This window comes from Corallococcus sp. AB045, assembly GCF_003668895.1.
Classification (GTDB): domain Bacteria; phylum Myxococcota; class Myxococcia; order Myxococcales; family Myxococcaceae; genus Corallococcus; species Corallococcus coralloides.
The window spans coordinates 19,714-33,136 of sequence record NZ_RAWN01000101.1; the positions used below are offsets into that span (position 1 = coordinate 19,714).

15 protein-coding genes are annotated in these 13,423 nt (G+C 71.2%); 11 read left to right on the forward strand and 4 right to left on the reverse strand.

The annotated features are described in order from the left end of the window. Positions 1–17: 17 nt before the first annotated feature. The 4 genes from D7Y21_RS23105 to D7Y21_RS23120 are packed head-to-tail and all read left to right on the forward strand — an operon-like array spanning position 18 to position 3,874. Complete coding sequence (locus D7Y21_RS23105) at positions 18–1,547, forward strand: AarF/ABC1/UbiB kinase family protein (protein ID WP_147469354.1); 1,530 nt, start codon at positions 18–20, stop codon at positions 1,545–1,547. A 22-nt stretch (positions 1,548–1,569) separates the two neighbouring features. Beyond that, positions 1,570–1,905: an antibiotic biosynthesis monooxygenase gene (locus D7Y21_RS23110; RefSeq protein ID WP_121715740.1), complete on the forward strand. Its 336-nt coding sequence runs from the start codon at positions 1,570–1,572 to the stop codon at positions 1,903–1,905. 11 nt (positions 1,906–1,916) lie between these two features. Further along, positions 1,917–2,981, forward strand: coding sequence for a chemotaxis-specific protein-glutamate methyltransferase CheB (gene cheB / locus D7Y21_RS23115; RefSeq protein ID WP_121715742.1), 1,065 nt, complete (start codon positions 1,917–1,919; stop codon positions 2,979–2,981). Between the two features lie 2 nt (positions 2,982–2,983). Continuing rightward, entirely contained in the window at positions 2,984–3,874 is an 891-nt protein-coding gene (locus tag D7Y21_RS23120; protein WP_121715744.1) for a protein-glutamate O-methyltransferase CheR, read from the forward strand. Here the strand turns inward: D7Y21_RS23120 and D7Y21_RS23125 are convergent. Beyond that, positions 3,864–4,784 carry a diacylglycerol kinase family protein gene (locus D7Y21_RS23125; protein WP_120565628.1) on the reverse strand — a complete coding sequence of 307 codons (921 nt, stop codon included), beginning with the start codon at positions 4,782–4,784 and terminating at the stop codon, positions 3,864–3,866. The genes D7Y21_RS23120 and D7Y21_RS23125 overlap by 11 nt on opposite strands. A 159-nt stretch (positions 4,785–4,943) precedes the next feature. Here D7Y21_RS23125 and D7Y21_RS23130 point away from each other — a divergent pair, with 159 nt between their 5' ends. The 3 genes from D7Y21_RS23130 to D7Y21_RS23140 are packed head-to-tail and all read left to right on the forward strand — an operon-like array spanning position 4,944 to position 6,975. Beyond that, positions 4,944–5,621, forward strand: a complete 678-nt coding sequence (locus D7Y21_RS23130) for a Fic family protein (protein WP_121715747.1) — start codon at positions 4,944–4,946, stop codon at positions 5,619–5,621. Next, positions 5,618–6,283, forward strand: a complete 666-nt coding sequence (locus D7Y21_RS23135) for a hypothetical protein (protein ID WP_121715750.1) — start codon at positions 5,618–5,620, stop codon at positions 6,281–6,283. The genes D7Y21_RS23130 and D7Y21_RS23135 overlap by 4 nt, the downstream gene beginning before the upstream one ends. Beyond that, positions 6,280–6,975 carry a hypothetical protein gene (locus D7Y21_RS23140; RefSeq protein ID WP_121715752.1) on the forward strand — a complete coding sequence of 232 codons (696 nt, stop codon included), beginning with the start codon at positions 6,280–6,282 and terminating at the stop codon, positions 6,973–6,975. The genes D7Y21_RS23135 and D7Y21_RS23140 overlap by 4 nt, the downstream gene beginning before the upstream one ends. A 16-nt stretch (positions 6,976–6,991) precedes the next feature. On the opposite strand, the gene D7Y21_RS23145 is transcribed toward D7Y21_RS23140, so the two are convergent. Together D7Y21_RS23145 and D7Y21_RS23150 are read right to left on the reverse strand one after the other, a co-directional pair. Continuing rightward, positions 6,992–7,489, reverse strand: coding sequence for an Hsp20/alpha crystallin family protein (locus D7Y21_RS23145; protein ID WP_158627337.1), 498 nt, complete (start codon positions 7,487–7,489; stop codon positions 6,992–6,994). A gap of 326 nt (positions 7,490–7,815) precedes the next feature. Continuing rightward, on the reverse strand, positions 7,816–8,703 hold the full coding sequence (locus D7Y21_RS23150; RefSeq protein ID WP_121715756.1) for a PhzF family phenazine biosynthesis protein: 888 nt from the start codon (positions 8,701–8,703) through the stop codon (positions 7,816–7,818). A 142-nt stretch (positions 8,704–8,845) separates the two neighbouring features. On the opposite strand from D7Y21_RS23150, the gene D7Y21_RS23155 reads away from it, so the two are divergent. Then, positions 8,846–9,622: a YdiY family protein gene (locus tag D7Y21_RS23155; protein ID WP_120565634.1), complete on the forward strand. Its 777-nt coding sequence runs from the start codon at positions 8,846–8,848 to the stop codon at positions 9,620–9,622. A gap of 756 nt (positions 9,623–10,378) precedes the next feature. Beyond that, complete coding sequence (locus D7Y21_RS23160) at positions 10,379–11,230, forward strand: pyrroline-5-carboxylate reductase (RefSeq protein WP_121715758.1); 852 nt, start codon at positions 10,379–10,381, stop codon at positions 11,228–11,230. Here D7Y21_RS23160 and D7Y21_RS23165 read toward each other — a convergent pair. After that, positions 11,212–11,895, reverse strand: a complete 684-nt coding sequence (locus tag D7Y21_RS23165; RefSeq protein ID WP_121715760.1) for a helix-turn-helix transcriptional regulator — start codon at positions 11,893–11,895, stop codon at positions 11,212–11,214. The two genes, D7Y21_RS23160 and D7Y21_RS23165, sit on opposite strands and share 19 nt — an antisense overlap. 63 nt (positions 11,896–11,958) lie before the next feature. On the opposite strand from D7Y21_RS23165, the gene D7Y21_RS23170 reads away from it, so the two are divergent. Then, positions 11,959–13,080 (forward strand): cytochrome P450, encoded by a 1,122-nt coding sequence (locus tag D7Y21_RS23170; protein WP_121715762.1) that lies wholly within the window; start codon positions 11,959–11,961, stop codon positions 13,078–13,080. Beyond that, a complete protein-coding gene (locus D7Y21_RS23175) occupies positions 13,077–13,421 on the forward strand; it encodes an antibiotic biosynthesis monooxygenase (RefSeq protein WP_120565638.1) in 345 nt (114 codons plus the stop codon). The genes D7Y21_RS23170 and D7Y21_RS23175 overlap by 4 nt, the downstream gene beginning before the upstream one ends. The last annotated feature ends 2 nt before the right edge of the window (positions 13,422–13,423 follow it).

Sequence of the window (13,423 nt, forward strand, 5' to 3'; positions counted from 1 at the left end):
CCAGGGAGCCACGTCACGTGCGAACCGGATTGAAACGGTGGTGGGATCTGGGCCAGGTGGCCCGAGCCTCCACGCGCCTGCGGCGGGTGTCCCGGCCCCAGGACGAGGAGCGCGCGAGGCACGAGCTGGCCCAGCGGCTGTTGGGCCTGCGCGGGCTGCCCCAGAAGGTGGGCCAGGTGCTCACGCTCGCGGAGCTGGGCGCGGACACGCCGGGGTTCGGTTCGCTCGCGGAGGCGCCCTCCCCGCTCGCACCGGAGGCCGCGCTGGCGGAGGTGTCCCGCCGGTTGGGCCGTCCGTGGCGGGAGGTGTTCCAGTCGCTGGACGGCGTGGGCATCGCCGCGTCGCTGGGCCAGGTGCACCGGGGCGTGCTGCATGACGGGCGCGCCGTGGCCGTGAAGCTGCGGCACCCGGGCATCGCGGAGGCCGTGCGGGATGATCTGCGCGCGCTGGGGTGGCTGGCCGCGCCGCTGGGAGGCTGGCGCGGGAAGCTGGACCTGTCCGCCTACCGCCACGAGCTGGCCCGCATGCTCCAGGGCGAGCTGGACTATCGCCACGAGGCCCAGGCCCTGTGCGACGCGGGATCGCGCATGGCGGACGTGCCGGGCGTCGTCGTCCCCGCGCCGGTGGATGCGCTCACGCGGGAAGACCTGCTGGTGATGACCTGGGTGGAGGGTGCGTCGCTCGCGGATGGCTGGCGCTGGAGCGAAGCGGACCGCCGCGCGCTGTCCACCACGCTGGTGCGGCTGTTCCTCCACGGCTGCTTCACGTGGGGCGCGCTCCACGCGGATCCGCACCCGGGCAACTACCGCGTGTCGCGGGGACCGGACGGAAAGCCCGTGCTGGGAGTGCTCGACTTCGGCTGCGTGAAGCCGCTGCCGCCGGAGCTGGCCGTGGGGTTGGGGCGATTACTCTCGCTCCTGAAGTGCCCGAGCACTCCGCCGCGCCCGGAGCAGCTCCTGTCCGCGTGGGTGATGCTGGGCTTCGCGCCGGAGCTGCTGGAGCCCATGGCGGAGGCGCTGCCCGCCGTCAGCCGCGTACTGCTGGAGCCCTTCCTCCTGGACCGTGCCTTCCACGCGCGAAGCTGGCGGCTGGGCGAGCGGCTCACCGAGGCGCTGGGGCCGCACCGCTGGAACTTCCGGGCGGCGGGGCCCGCGTCGCTCCTGTTCGTCCTGCGCGCGTTCCACGGGCTGGTGCGCCACCTGGACGTGCTGGATGCGCCCATCGCCTGGGGGCCGCTCCTGGACGAGGCCCGAGCCCCGTCGCTGCCGCCCCCGCCTTCGCCACCGGAGGCGCGCGTGGAGGGCACCGCGCGCTACCTGAAGGTCCAGGTGACGGAAGGAGGGCACACGCGCGTCGCGCTGACCTTCCGCGCGGACGTGACGGCGCACCTGGAGGACCTGCTGCCGGAGGACCTGTCGCGCAAGCTGGCGGCGCGGGGCGTGGATCCGGCGGCCATGGGTATCGCGGCGGTCGCGGCGGGGCTGCGGCCGTCGGAGTTGTTCCACCTGGACGAGGGCCCCCGGCGCGTCCGGGTCTGGCTCGAATGAAACCCGGACAAGGAGGTGACGGATGGTCACCATCGGCATGAACTACGAAGTGCGTGAAGGCAAGGCGGAAGCCTTCGAGCGGAAGTTCGCGCTCGTGCTGGAGGCGATGCGCAAGCTGCCGACGCACGTGCACACGGAGCTGTTCAAGAGCGTGGGGGCGCCGGGGCGCTACCTCATCGTCTCCGAGTGGCACAGCCGCGAGGGCTTCGACGCCTTCGTCGCGTCCGAGGCCTTCCACCGCGTGACGGACTGGGGCGCCAGCGCCATCCTCGCGAGCCGGCCGCGCCACGAGGTGTATGGCGAGAGGGCCGCCAGCGCCCCTGCGGGCCGCTGCCCGGTCGCGCACGCGGTGCGGTGAAGCGGGTGCGAATGAACGCCATCCGGGTCCTGGTGGTGGACGACGCGGCCGTGGTGCGGCGCCAGGTGTCGCTGCTGCTGGGCGCGGCCCCGGGCCTGGAGGTCGTCGCCACCGCGCCCAATGGCCGCATCGCCCTGGCGAAGGTGGAGCAGTTCCAGCCGGACGTCGTGCTGTTGGACCTGGAGATGCCGGAGCTGGACGGGCTGGAGACGCTGAAGCTCCTGCGCCAGCGCGCTCCAGAATTGCCCGTGGTGATGTTCAGCGCGCTCACCGAACGCGCGGGCGTGCTGACCCTGGAGGCGCTCGCGCTGGGGGCCCGCGACTACGTGACGAAGCCCACGTCCGCGGGCGGGATGAACATCACCGTGGAGGCCGTGCGGGATGAGCTGGTGCGCAAGCTCAAGGCGCTGAACGTGCGCACGCCGTCCGCCGCGCCCTCGCCGTCACCGGTGACGCGCGAGCCCCCGTCCCGGCCGCGAATGCCCGCGCGGGTGGAGGCCATCGTCATCGGCGCGTCCACGGGAGGCCCGGGCGCGCTGGTGCGCCTGGTGTCCGCGCTGCCCGCGGACCTGCCGGTGCCGGTGTTCATCGTGCAGCACATGCCGCCCCTCTTCACCCGGCTGCTCGCGGAGCGGTTGCAGGGGGTGACGCCGCTCACCGTGCGCGAGGCGGTGACGGGCGCCTCCGTGCAGGCGGGCGCGGTGTGGGTCGCCCCCGGCGATTTCCACCTGGCCGTGTGCCGGGATGCGACGGGCGTGCGGCTGCTCACGCACCAGGGGCCGGCGGAGAACGCGTGCCGTCCGGCGGTGGACCTGCTCTTCCGCTCCGCGGCGGAGGTGTACGGCGCGGGGGTGCTGGCGGTGGTGCTCACCGGCATGGGCCAGGACGGGCTGCGCGGCTGCCGGCGGGTGAACGCGGCGGGCGGTCAGGTGGTGGTGCAGGACCAGGCCAGCTGCGTCGCCGGCAGCATGCCGGGCGCGGTGGAACAGGCGGGGCTCGCGGATGCCGTGATGCCCCTGGAGGCGCTGGCCCCGGAGCTGGCGCGGCGCGTGGACGCGCGCGGACGGAGGACCTGAACATGTCCCTGCTTCCCGACGACTTCGCGTACCTGCGGCAGCGCGTGCTGCGCCGCTCCGGGCTCGTGCTGGAGTCAGACACGCACGCGCTGGTGGAGACGCGGCTCACGCCCCTCATGCGCGAGGAGCGGCTGCCGGACCTCTCCGCCCTGGTCTCCCGGTTGCGCTCGCAGCCGGAGGGCAGTCCGCTCCACCAGCGCCTGGCGGAAGCGCTGGCCAACCACGAGACGGCCTTCTTCCGCGACGCGAGCGTCTTCGAGGCCCTGCGCACCACGGTGCTCCCCACCCTGCTGGCGAAGCGCGTCCGCACGCGGACCCTGCGCATCTGGTGCGCGGCGTGCGCCTACGGCCAGGAGCCCTACAGCGTCGCGATGACGCTGGCCGAGGCCGGGCTGCTCATCACCGGATGGACGGTGCGCATCCTCGCCACCGACTTCTCCACCCGCGCGATCCTCCGTGCCTGCGAGGCCCGCTACGACGTGAAGGAGATCCACCGCGGCCTGACGCCCGAGCTGCGCCAGCGCTACTTCCACCAGGAGCGCGACGGGTGGCGGCTGAGCGAACAGGTGCGCAAGCCAGTGGAGTTCCGGCAGCTCAACCTGCTGGAAGACCTCCCGCTGGAAGCGCCCGTGGATCTCGTCTTCCTGCGCAACGTGATGATCTACTGGGACGTGCCCACCCGGCGCGCGGTGCTCGCCCGCGTGCGGCGGATGCTCCACGCGGACGGCTACCTGGTGCTGGGCGCCGCGGAGGCCTCGCCCTTGGTGGAGGACGGCTTCACGCGGCACCTGGTTGGACAGACGAGCTGGTACCGCCCCACGCCCGCCTCGCCCGGCGTCGGCGCGCCCGTGGAGGACGCGCGGCGCTCGCCCCGCTCCGGCGCTACACCTTGAGGCGGATGGCGCCCGGCAACAGCGTCATGGTGCAGGGCAGCCGGCCCGGCGTCTCGCCGTCCACGTCCAGGAACACGTCGCCCGTCAGCGGCTCCGCGTGGAGCGTGCGGCAGCGCAGCCGCCGCGTGCCCTTCCAGGTGACGTGGTCGCCGTTGTAGACGCCCTTGGACTTGAGGACGAAGTCGGACAGGCCGTAGTTGGACCAGATGGTGACGTCGAAGAGGCCGTCGTGCGTCACCGCGTCAGGCGCCACGAACATGCCGCTGCCGAAGTAGCGGCCATTGGCCACGGCCACCGCGGTGACGCTCACCGTCTCCGGCTCGCCGCCGTCCACCGTGAGTCGCACCTGCTGCTCCTGGTACTTGATGAGGCCCTTCACGGTGCCCCACATGAAGCTCAGGTTGCCGCCCAGCGCCTTGCTGCCCTGGTTCACCTCGCGGGCCACCACCGCGCTCACGCCGAACGAGGCGATGTTGGAGAAGAAGCGCGTGGCCGGCTTGCCGTCGTTGTCGGTGAACTCCAGCCGCCCCACGTCGAAGGGCTCGGTGGTTTCCGTGCGCAGCCGCTCCAGCGCGGACGTCAGCTCCAGGTCCCACCCGAAGGTGCGGCGGAAGTCGCCGCCGGTGCCTCGGGGCAACAGGCCCAGCGTGGCCCGGGGGTTGATGACCTGTCCGTCGCGGAAGAAGCCGTTGGTGACCTCGTTGAGGGTGCCGTCGCCGCCCACCGCGACGATGCACTCGTAGCCATCGTCGATGGCCTGCCGCGCCAGACGCGCCGCATCCATGCCGCCGCTGGTGAAGCCGTACCCGAAGTCACCGAGCACCTTGCCCACCTGCGCGGAGATCTCCACCCATCGCTTCCCCGTCTGCCCGTTGGCGCTGCGCGGGTTGACCACGAGGAACGTCTTCATTCAGTGCCTTCTCCCTGCTGCCAGAACGGCCTGTTTACGCAATTGTGAGCCAAGGCTCCACTCCGTGACCCACGGGAGGGCCACTCCGCCCGGGGTGTTTGTCACCCGGCCCCGTCCATGCTGGGCTCTCCGCCCCCTGTTTTCGTCCCGGTCCCCCGAGTGAAAGCCCCATCCCCCACCGAGCAGCTCGCGCCCCACCGGGAGGCCACGCGCGCCCTGGACTGGGCGCTGCCCGCGCTCCGGGCGGACCTGGCGGCGGCGGCGCGGCAGCCCTTCCGGGAGACAGGGGCCCAGGAGGACTTCCTGCACCGCCATGACGCACCGGCCCATGAAGCCCAGGGACCGGCGCGGACGGAGCGCTTCGAGCGGGCCCTGGCCCGGGTGCGGCGGCTCGCGGACGCGGGCCAGCCGCTGACCTTCGCCCGGATGGTGGAGGTCCAGTCGGAGCTCCTGGGTGGGCCCACGGGCTTTCGCACCGGGGACGCCTTCGCGAGGGGTGGCGCGCACCGCTATGCGCACGCGCCCGGCCTGGAGGCGGCCTTCCGCGACAAGGTGGAGACGGACGCGCGGGAAGAGCGTCACCCGGTGGCACATGCCACGCGGTTGTACCTGGACTTGTGTTTCTTCCACCCCTTCCCGGACGGCAACGCGCGCGCGGCGCGGCTGTGGCTGGAATACATGCTGCGCCGGGGCCGGCTGCCCACGCCACCGCTGGCGCCCGTGGTGCTGTGGCCCAAGCGCCCGGGCGACGCGGTGAACTACACGCGGCTGGCGAGGCTGCTGGCCCGGACCATCGCGGGGCCGGACGCCCCGTGCCGCAACGAGGTGCCTGAATGAGCAGTGACGCATCGGCTTTCACGTGGCGCCGCATCCGCGACAGCCTGGATGCCTACTCACCGCAATCGCTGGCGTCCCGGCTGAGGGAGACCCTGGCCCCCCTGCGGACCGGAAGCATTCACACAAGCCGGCTCAAGCAGGCGAAGAACGCCGTGCAGGACCTGCTCCAGGCCGAGCTGGGGCCCTGGTACATCGAGAGCGGCCTGCCCCTGGGCAATGAAGTGCTGGGGGGCTATTGCTGGTGCCACTCGTTCTTCAACCAGAACCCGCCGCATCGGACGTTGGACGTGGATGCGAACATCCAGCTCATGCTGGAGGCGCTGGAGCGGATCCGTTCGTTCCTGTACGCGCTGGACGGCGTGTATCAGGCCTCGCGCCGTCAGCTCGAGTTGGCGGCCGACGACAAGGCTCTCCGGGCGAAGGCGCTCGCGGAAGGGCTGGTGCGCACCGTGGACCTGACGGCGGAGACGACGTCCTGCGAGGAGACCTGGTACCAGGTCGCGCAGGACGCCATGACGTGGTGCATCGAGGCAATGGGGCTGCCCTTGTCGGAGGCCACGCAGGAGCAGTTGGACACGGCCTTCGTCTTCACATCCTGGATTGCGCCTCCCCCGGAGGCTCTCCGTGAGGCGGCGGCGCGGGTGGCGGAGGTGGCCGTATGAGCAGGTCGGCCCTGGGGCACTGGCTGCTCATCCGCGACAGCCTGGATGGCTATGACCCGGAGAAGCTCATCCGGATGCTGCGAGAGTACCTGACGCCGCGCGTGCCCCCAGGGACGCGCAAGCTCACGGACGAGCAGCACGACACGATGGCGAAACACATCCAGCGGATGCTCAACCAGAACCTGGGGCCCTGGTACACGGAGACGGGGCTGTATCTGGGCAATGAGAGCTTCGGGGGCTACTGCTGGTGCCACCGTTTCTTCAGACAGAAGCCCACCCCGAACATGAGCGTGGAATACAACATCCAGCTCATCATCGACGCGCTGGAGCGGTCGCGCGAATGGCTGTTCAAGCTGGATGCCCACTTCCAGGCGCTGAAGCGGAACCTGCCCTCGGGCCCCGACGACAATGACATCCGGACGCTGGCCCTGTCGGATGGAATCGTCACCACGATGAACCTCACCATGGACGCCACGGGCTGCGAGGAGTCCTGGTACACCTTCGCGGACGAGGCGCTGGCCTGGATGTTCGACGCCATCGAGCTGCGTCCGGGGTATCAGGCCGGAAAGCTGATGCGGAAGCTGTTCGCCTTCGAGTCCTGGCACTCGCCGCCCGAGGAGGAGCTGCGCGGCTCAGCGGAGCAGGTGGCGGCGGCCGTCGTGGAGGACGAGGGCCGCCGGCACACGCACTGACGCAGGCTCCCCTCCCTCAGTGGATGGGCTTCCCGCGCGTCATCCGGCGGGCCTGCTCGCGCGAGCCTCCCTTCACCTCGATGCGCTTGCCCTGGGGCAGCTCCTCCGGAAGCTTCAGGGAGATCTCCAGGACGCCGTTCTCGAAGTTCGCCTGGACCGACTCCGTGTCGATGCCTTCCGGAAGCGGAATGGCGCGGCGGAACAGCCCGGTGCTGCGCTCCAGGAGCCAGATGCCTTCGGCCTCCTCCTCCTCTTCCAGCTCGAAGGAGCGCTCGCCCTCGATGATGAGCAGGTCATCCAGCAGCTCGACGTTGATGTCCTCCTGCCTCATTCCCGGCAGGTCGGCCCTCACGATGAGGCTTCCGTTCCGCTCCAGCACGTCCACCTGCGGTGACCAGAGGCCCTCGTCCAGCACGCCGCTCCGGGCGGCGAGGCCCCGGCCTCCAATGCCGGTGAAGAGCTGGTCCATGTCCTCGAGCATCCGGCCCAGCAGTCCGAACGGGCTCAGGGGCACGGCTTCCCTGCCGAGGCCGGGAGCAAGAGACTCGCGGCGGGAGATGCCAGCGCCCGTCCTGGGGTCTTGTCCCTCCGAGGTAGCGCCCGGCACTCCGGCCTGGGCTTTCTTCACGGCGTGCGAGGAGGAGGGCCCCCCCTGCGCGCCTGGGTTCCTGTTGTCGGTTGCCATGACGTCCTTCCCCGGTGGAGCCGGCTGGCGCCCGGCCGCCGGACCGCACCGGTCACTCAAGCGGGGATGGAATCATCCCGACCCCAAACCTGGAGGTGCGCGGCGGGCCCATCAAGGGTCCGGGGCCACGCGGTCCGGCGTTCACGGGAGCCTCGCTACGCGAGCAGCGTGGCGTCCATCACGGTGAGGGCCACTCCGCCGACGCGGGCGCGCTCGATGTGGCCTGGCCGGCCGGTGACCTGGATGTCGATGCGGCCCGGCTTGCCGAGCGTGTCACCCTGTTCGATGCGGCTCGACACCGTGCCGCCGTGCTCCGGGAGGCGAAGGCTCCCGTGCTCGGCGAGGTAGGCCGCGAGCGGTCCCGCGGCGGAGCCCGTCACGGGGTCCTCCAGGATGCCGAACCCCGGGACGAAGTAGCGCGCCTGGGCCACGCTCCCCTCCTCCTTCGCTTCGCGGGTGAAGAGGTAGACGCCGCGCATGCCGTGCGGCATCAGCAGCGCGTTCATCGCCGCGCCTCGCGGCGTCAGGGCCTCCAGGTCCGCGAGCCGCCGGAGGGGCACCACCAGCCGGTGGCCCTGGCGGATCACCGGCAGCGACGGGTCCACCTGTGACGCCGTCCCGCCCAGCGTGGCCATCAGCGCGTCCAGCGCCACGGGGTTGGGCTGCGCGGGCGGCGGGGGCGTGGCGATCCACACCCGCGACCCGTGCGCCCCCTGGGGCTCCAGCTCGATGTCGAACGTGCCGCCGGGGCACTCCAGCGTGTACGTCCCCGGGCTTCGCAGGAGCCCCTTCTCCGCGAGCAGGTGGAAGGTGGCCACCGTGGCGTGGCCGCAGAAGGGAATCTCATCCACGGGCGTGAAGTAGCGCAGGCGCACGGTGGCGTCGCCGGGCCGGGACAGCAGGAACGCGGTCTCCGACGCGCTGACGGCCGCGGCGGTCCGCTGCATCGTGGGGACATCCAACGCCGAGGCGTCGAGCACCACGCCCGCGCGGTTTCCTGCACCGGCGGTGCGGGTGAAGGCATCGATGATGTGAACCTGCATGGACGGACTCCGGACGGGGCAAGGGCCTGGGAAACGGCGCAGGCATGCTCCGCTCCACCGTTGGCGTCAAGCGCTGGGCCGACGCACCAGCCCCCCACAACAGGGTTGAACGGGAGCGCCCGAGCAGGCACAGCAGTGGTGCATGGGTCTCCTGAAACCAGGTGGGTGGGTGGTGCTGGTGGTGTTGCTCCACACGAGCGGCGCGGCGGCACAGATCGTCAACGTACAGGCGCTCTTCGACGAGAAGGCGGAGCCGGGGCCGGCCGCGGCCATCGAGCTGGGAGGCGACTGGCGAACGGGCAGCACGGAGCTGTTCTCCATCCGCGGCTCCCTGGTGGGCCAGCTGCGCTCCGAGCGCGGCGTCTGGCTGGGCGTCATCCGAGGTGAGTATTCGTTCGCCAGTGGCGAGCGCATCGTCAGCCAGGTGCTGGAGCACGTGCGCTACCGGCGCTGGTTCACCGACGTGCTGTCGGGAGAGGTCTTCGCCCAGCATGAATACAACGAGTTCCGCAGGCTCCAGCTCCGTGCCCTGCTGGGCGCGGGTCCGCGCTTCGTCCTGCTCAACGAGGACCGCCTGGGGTTCACCTTCGGGGTGGCTTTGATGCTGGAGTACGAGCGGCTGCGCAAGGACGGCGAGCCGGACGCGGGAGACCGCTACATGGACCCGCGAGTCTCCAGCTATCTGCTGGGCCGGGTGAAGCTGATGGAGAACATCAACCTCGTGGAGACGGTCTACTTCCAGCCGCGAGTCACCCGCCCCTCCGACCTGCGCGTGCTCAACGAGACCATCTTCGCGGTGACGCCCAATCCCCGCGTCACGGTGGGCATCGGCTTCAACCTCACCTACGACAGCGCGCCGCCCGCGACGGTGCCAGCGCTGGACACGCAGCTGCGCACCACGGTGGGCGTGAAACTTTGAGTGGGTGGCAAGCAGCGCGTTGACGAATCCAGCGCGGGAGCAAGGCTCGGGAGGACGCATCTTCTCCAGCGTCAACGACTCATCCACGGTGACCGCGCGCGTATTGCGCCTGGGGGGCTGCACCATCAAGCCCCGCGCCGCCAGCCACCGCAGCGCCTCGCGCGCTGTGGCCCGGCATGCTCCATAGAGACGCGCCAGCTTCGCTTCCGAGCCGAACTGCGCGCGGGCCGGCAGTCCCCCCAGCGACAACCCACGCTCGAACTGCTCCCCCACAAACGCCACGAGCCCCACCATCACCATCCCCTCCTCGTCCCAGCGTCGCCATCCAACCACAGGGGTCTGACATGGGCGCGAGGCACACCCTTCGCGTCGCCCGCCGGGCCAGTGCGGCCCCGGGCCGCATGCGTCGAAAACCTGTCCGACTGTCGGACAGGTTTGGAGGGAACCGGGCCCGGGCGGGTGCCCCTGTCCGAGCCCTCACCTGGTGGAGTTCGCGCACGCATGACGATGCGGATCCGAAGGGCCGCCGCGCCCCCAGGCCTCGTGTGGCGGAAACCTGTCCGACTGTCGGACAGGTTTGGAGGGAACCGGGCCCGGGCGGGCGCATCGGTTCGTGGGTCCGCATTTCCGTCCGCTCCCGCATCCCGTCGAGCTCCATTGCTGCGCCCAGCCAAGGCGCGCGCCGTCGCGGAGAACACCGGGTCGCGGACGTTGTTGACGAACTCGCGGCTGCCCGCTTGAGGGTAGGCTTCAGCGATGGTGTCCCATTCCATCCCCGCCCCCGTCGTCCTCCTGGGCGGAGGCAAGATCGCTGAAGCCCTCATCCTGGGATTGTTGCGGTCCGGCCAAGTGCGTTCGTCGGACCTTCGCGTCACGGTGCGCCGGCCCGAGCGCGGGGAGGAACTGCGCTCCCGGCACGGCGTGCACATCCTCATGGACAACGCGCAGGCGGTGCGGGGCGCGGGGGTGATCCTGCTGGCCGTGCGGCAGGCGCAGCTGCGGGAGCTGATGGCGGTCATCTCGCCTGCCCTGGAACCGGGGCAGACCGTGGTGTCGCTCTCCGCGGACGTGCGACTCGCGCAGTTGGAAGCGGCGTTGCCCTCCTGCGTCTCTGTCATCCGCGCCCTGCCCCATACACCCGTGCGCGTGGGAGCAGGCGTGACGCCCCTGACGGCCGGGACCCGGGCGACGGAGACCGCGAGGCAAGCCACCGAGTCCGTCTTCGCCGCGACGGGACGGCCGATGTGGATGACCGAGGAAGCACTCACGGTCTGCACGGGCGTGTGCGGCACGGGCCCCGCGTATGTCTTCCGCTTCGTGGAGACCCTGGCCCAGGCCGCCATGGCGCACGGGATGGACGCGGCGGAAGCGGCGGCGCTCGCGAAGGAAACGCTCATTGGCGCGGCGAAGCTGCTGGCCGAACCCGGCGCCACCACCCCTCGCCTCATCACGGAGATCGCGACCCCGGGAGGCATCACCGAGGCGGGGCTGAAGGCGATGGACGCCCACGGTCTGCCGCGCGTCGTGGGCGAAGCGGTCTCCGTCGCCATCCAGCGCACCCGGGAGCGCGCGGACACGAACGCCGCGGCCTACAGCACGCCGAAGTGACGCTTGAGCCCCCGCTGGCCTCCGGGCGTGACGATGAGGCCGCGCGAGTCAGGCTGACGTTCCACCCACCCCAATGAGAACACCCGGGCCGCGAGCGCCGCGCCCAGCGCCCCCGCGAGGTGGTCTCGCCGCTCGCTCCAGTCCAGGCACCGGTGGGCGAAGTGGCGCCGCTGCTCGCGCACGGGCGCCAGGTCGATGCCGAAGTCCTGGAACCACGCCTCGCCGCTTGGGGTGAGCGCGAACGCGCGTTTGCGAAGGGACAGGTGCCCGGCCCGCAGGAGCGCGTCGGTGATGCCCATGCCCAATCTGCCCGCCAGATGGTCGTAGCAGTAGCGCGCGGCCCGCAGGGGTTCCGGTGTCGCTGACACACGGGGCCCCCGGACCGCCACGGTCATCAGCGCTTCCACCATCCGCGCCACGGTGGGCGTGGCGATCCGGAACACCTTGTTGCGCCCCTGCCGGGTGGCGCGGACCAGCCGGGCCTGCTCCAACCGCTGGAGGTGCGCGGTCGCCGTCGCGGGGCTGACACCTGTACCGAACGCGAGCTCCTTCGCGACGAGCGCCCGCCCCTCCATGAGCAGCTCCAGCATCCGGATCCGCGTGGCGTCCCCCACGGCCGTGGCCAGCGTCGCGAGGTCCGGTCCTGCATTCATCGTTCGCTCCATGACGAACCATTTCCTAACACACGGACACGGCAACGGCAGCAGAGTGCCCGGCAACGAGGACCGATGACACCGCCCACCGACCCGTATCAAGCCGTCACCCATCCCGACCCGTACCCCTACTACGCGGAGCTTCGAGCCCGGGGCGGCCTGCACCGCGTCCCCGGCTTCGGGCCATGGATCGCGGCGGATGCGGCCACCGTCCGCGCGGTGCTCACGAGCGAGCACTGCCGGGTCCGGCCACGGTCGGAGCCAGTGCCTCCGCACCTGGTGGGCACCGCCGCCGGGGCCCTCTTTGGACGGCTGGTGCGGATGAACGATGGAGGCCCCTACCCCGCCGTGAAGCAGACACTTTCAAGTGCACTGCCGTTGGCGCCTCGGGAGGTCGAAGCAGGGAGCCGCCGCTGGGCGGCACGGCTGTTCGCAGCGCCCTCGCTGTCACGGTTGCCGGACGCCGCCCTCCAGCTTCCCGTGTTCGTGCTGGGGTCACTGCTGGGCTTCCCGGAAGACACGCTGGAGGCGAGCGTGCGGGACGTGGATGCCTATGTCCGCTCGGTCGCCGGGCCCCCTGCTGACAGCGAGGGTGCGGCGAGGCTGCACGAACGCGTGGCGGCCTGTTTCCAGTCCACGGCGAGGACCGCGTTCACGGCCCGGCTCATGGAAGGCCACGGCTCGGAGGACCTGCGCATTCCCAACACCGTGGGCCTGCTCACCCAGGCGTATGAAGCGACGGCCGGCCTTCTGGGCGCGACGCTGCGGGCCTTCTCTCGCATGCCCGAGCTGCGTGAACAGCTCTCACGGGGCGCGTGCACGATGGACGACGTGGTCCAGGAAGCGGCTCGTCACGACTCCCCGGTCCAGAACACGCGACGCTTCACCCATGCCGCCGCGACCGTCGCGGGTCAGACGCCGGATGCCGGTGCGACCGTGGTCGTCGTGCTCGCCGCCGCGAATCGGGATCCGCTGGAGAATCCCCAGCCCGACGCCTTCCTGCCAAGGCGCGCGGGGCGCCAGACCTTCACCTTCGGCCTGGGCTCGCATGCCTGTCCTGGGCCCTTGCTCGCGACGACGATGGCCACGGCGGCGGCGGAGTGCGTGCTCGCGAGCGGCCTGGACCTGTCACCGCTGTCGGGCCCCGTCACCTGGCGTGCTTCCACCAACACCCGCGTCCTGGGAGGACTGGAATGATTGCTGTCATCTTCGAGGTCTGGGCACATGAGTCGCATCGGCAGCGGTACCTGGACCTCGCGGCGGAGCTGCGGCCCCTGCTGGCGGACATCGACGGCTTCATCTCCATCGAGCGCTTCCAGAGTCTCAGCGCACCGGGGAAGCTGCTGTCCCTGTCCTACTGGCGCGACGAGGCAGCGGTGGCGGAATGGCGGCGCCAGGAGGCCCACCGTGAAGCCCAGCGCGAAGGCCGGGGAGGCGTGTTCAGCGACTACCGCCTGCGGGTGGCGCACGTCGTGAGGGATTACGGTCTGAAGGACCGGGCGGCCGTGCCCGCTGACAGTCGCTCCGTGCACGGCTGAAG

Coding starts and splice junctions, on each gene's coding strand:
- D7Y21_RS23170 (WP_121715762.1), top strand. CDS start 11,959: ATGACACCGCCCACCGACCCGTATCAAGCCGTCACCCATCCCGACCCG.
- cheB (WP_121715742.1), top strand. CDS start 1,917: ATGAACGCCATCCGGGTCCTGGTGGTGGACGACGCGGCCGTGGTGCGG.
- D7Y21_RS23165 (WP_121715760.1), bottom strand. CDS start 11,895: ATGGAGCGAACGATGAATGCAGGACCGGACCTCGCGACGCTGGCCACG.
- D7Y21_RS23140 (WP_121715752.1), top strand. CDS start 6,280: ATGAGCAGGTCGGCCCTGGGGCACTGGCTGCTCATCCGCGACAGCCTG.
- D7Y21_RS23160 (WP_121715758.1), top strand. CDS start 10,379: ATGGTGTCCCATTCCATCCCCGCCCCCGTCGTCCTCCTGGGCGGAGGC.
- D7Y21_RS23135 (WP_121715750.1), top strand. CDS start 5,618: ATGAGCAGTGACGCATCGGCTTTCACGTGGCGCCGCATCCGCGACAGC.
- D7Y21_RS23150 (WP_121715756.1), bottom strand. CDS start 8,703: ATGCAGGTTCACATCATCGATGCCTTCACCCGCACCGCCGGTGCAGGA.
- D7Y21_RS23175 (WP_120565638.1), top strand. CDS start 13,077: ATGATTGCTGTCATCTTCGAGGTCTGGGCACATGAGTCGCATCGGCAG.
- D7Y21_RS23120 (WP_121715744.1), top strand. CDS start 2,984: ATGTCCCTGCTTCCCGACGACTTCGCGTACCTGCGGCAGCGCGTGCTG.
- D7Y21_RS23125 (WP_120565628.1), bottom strand. CDS start 4,784: ATGAAGACGTTCCTCGTGGTCAACCCGCGCAGCGCCAACGGGCAGACG.
- D7Y21_RS23155 (WP_120565634.1), top strand. CDS start 8,846: ATGGGTCTCCTGAAACCAGGTGGGTGGGTGGTGCTGGTGGTGTTGCTC.
- D7Y21_RS23110 (WP_121715740.1), top strand. CDS start 1,570: ATGGTCACCATCGGCATGAACTACGAAGTGCGTGAAGGCAAGGCGGAA.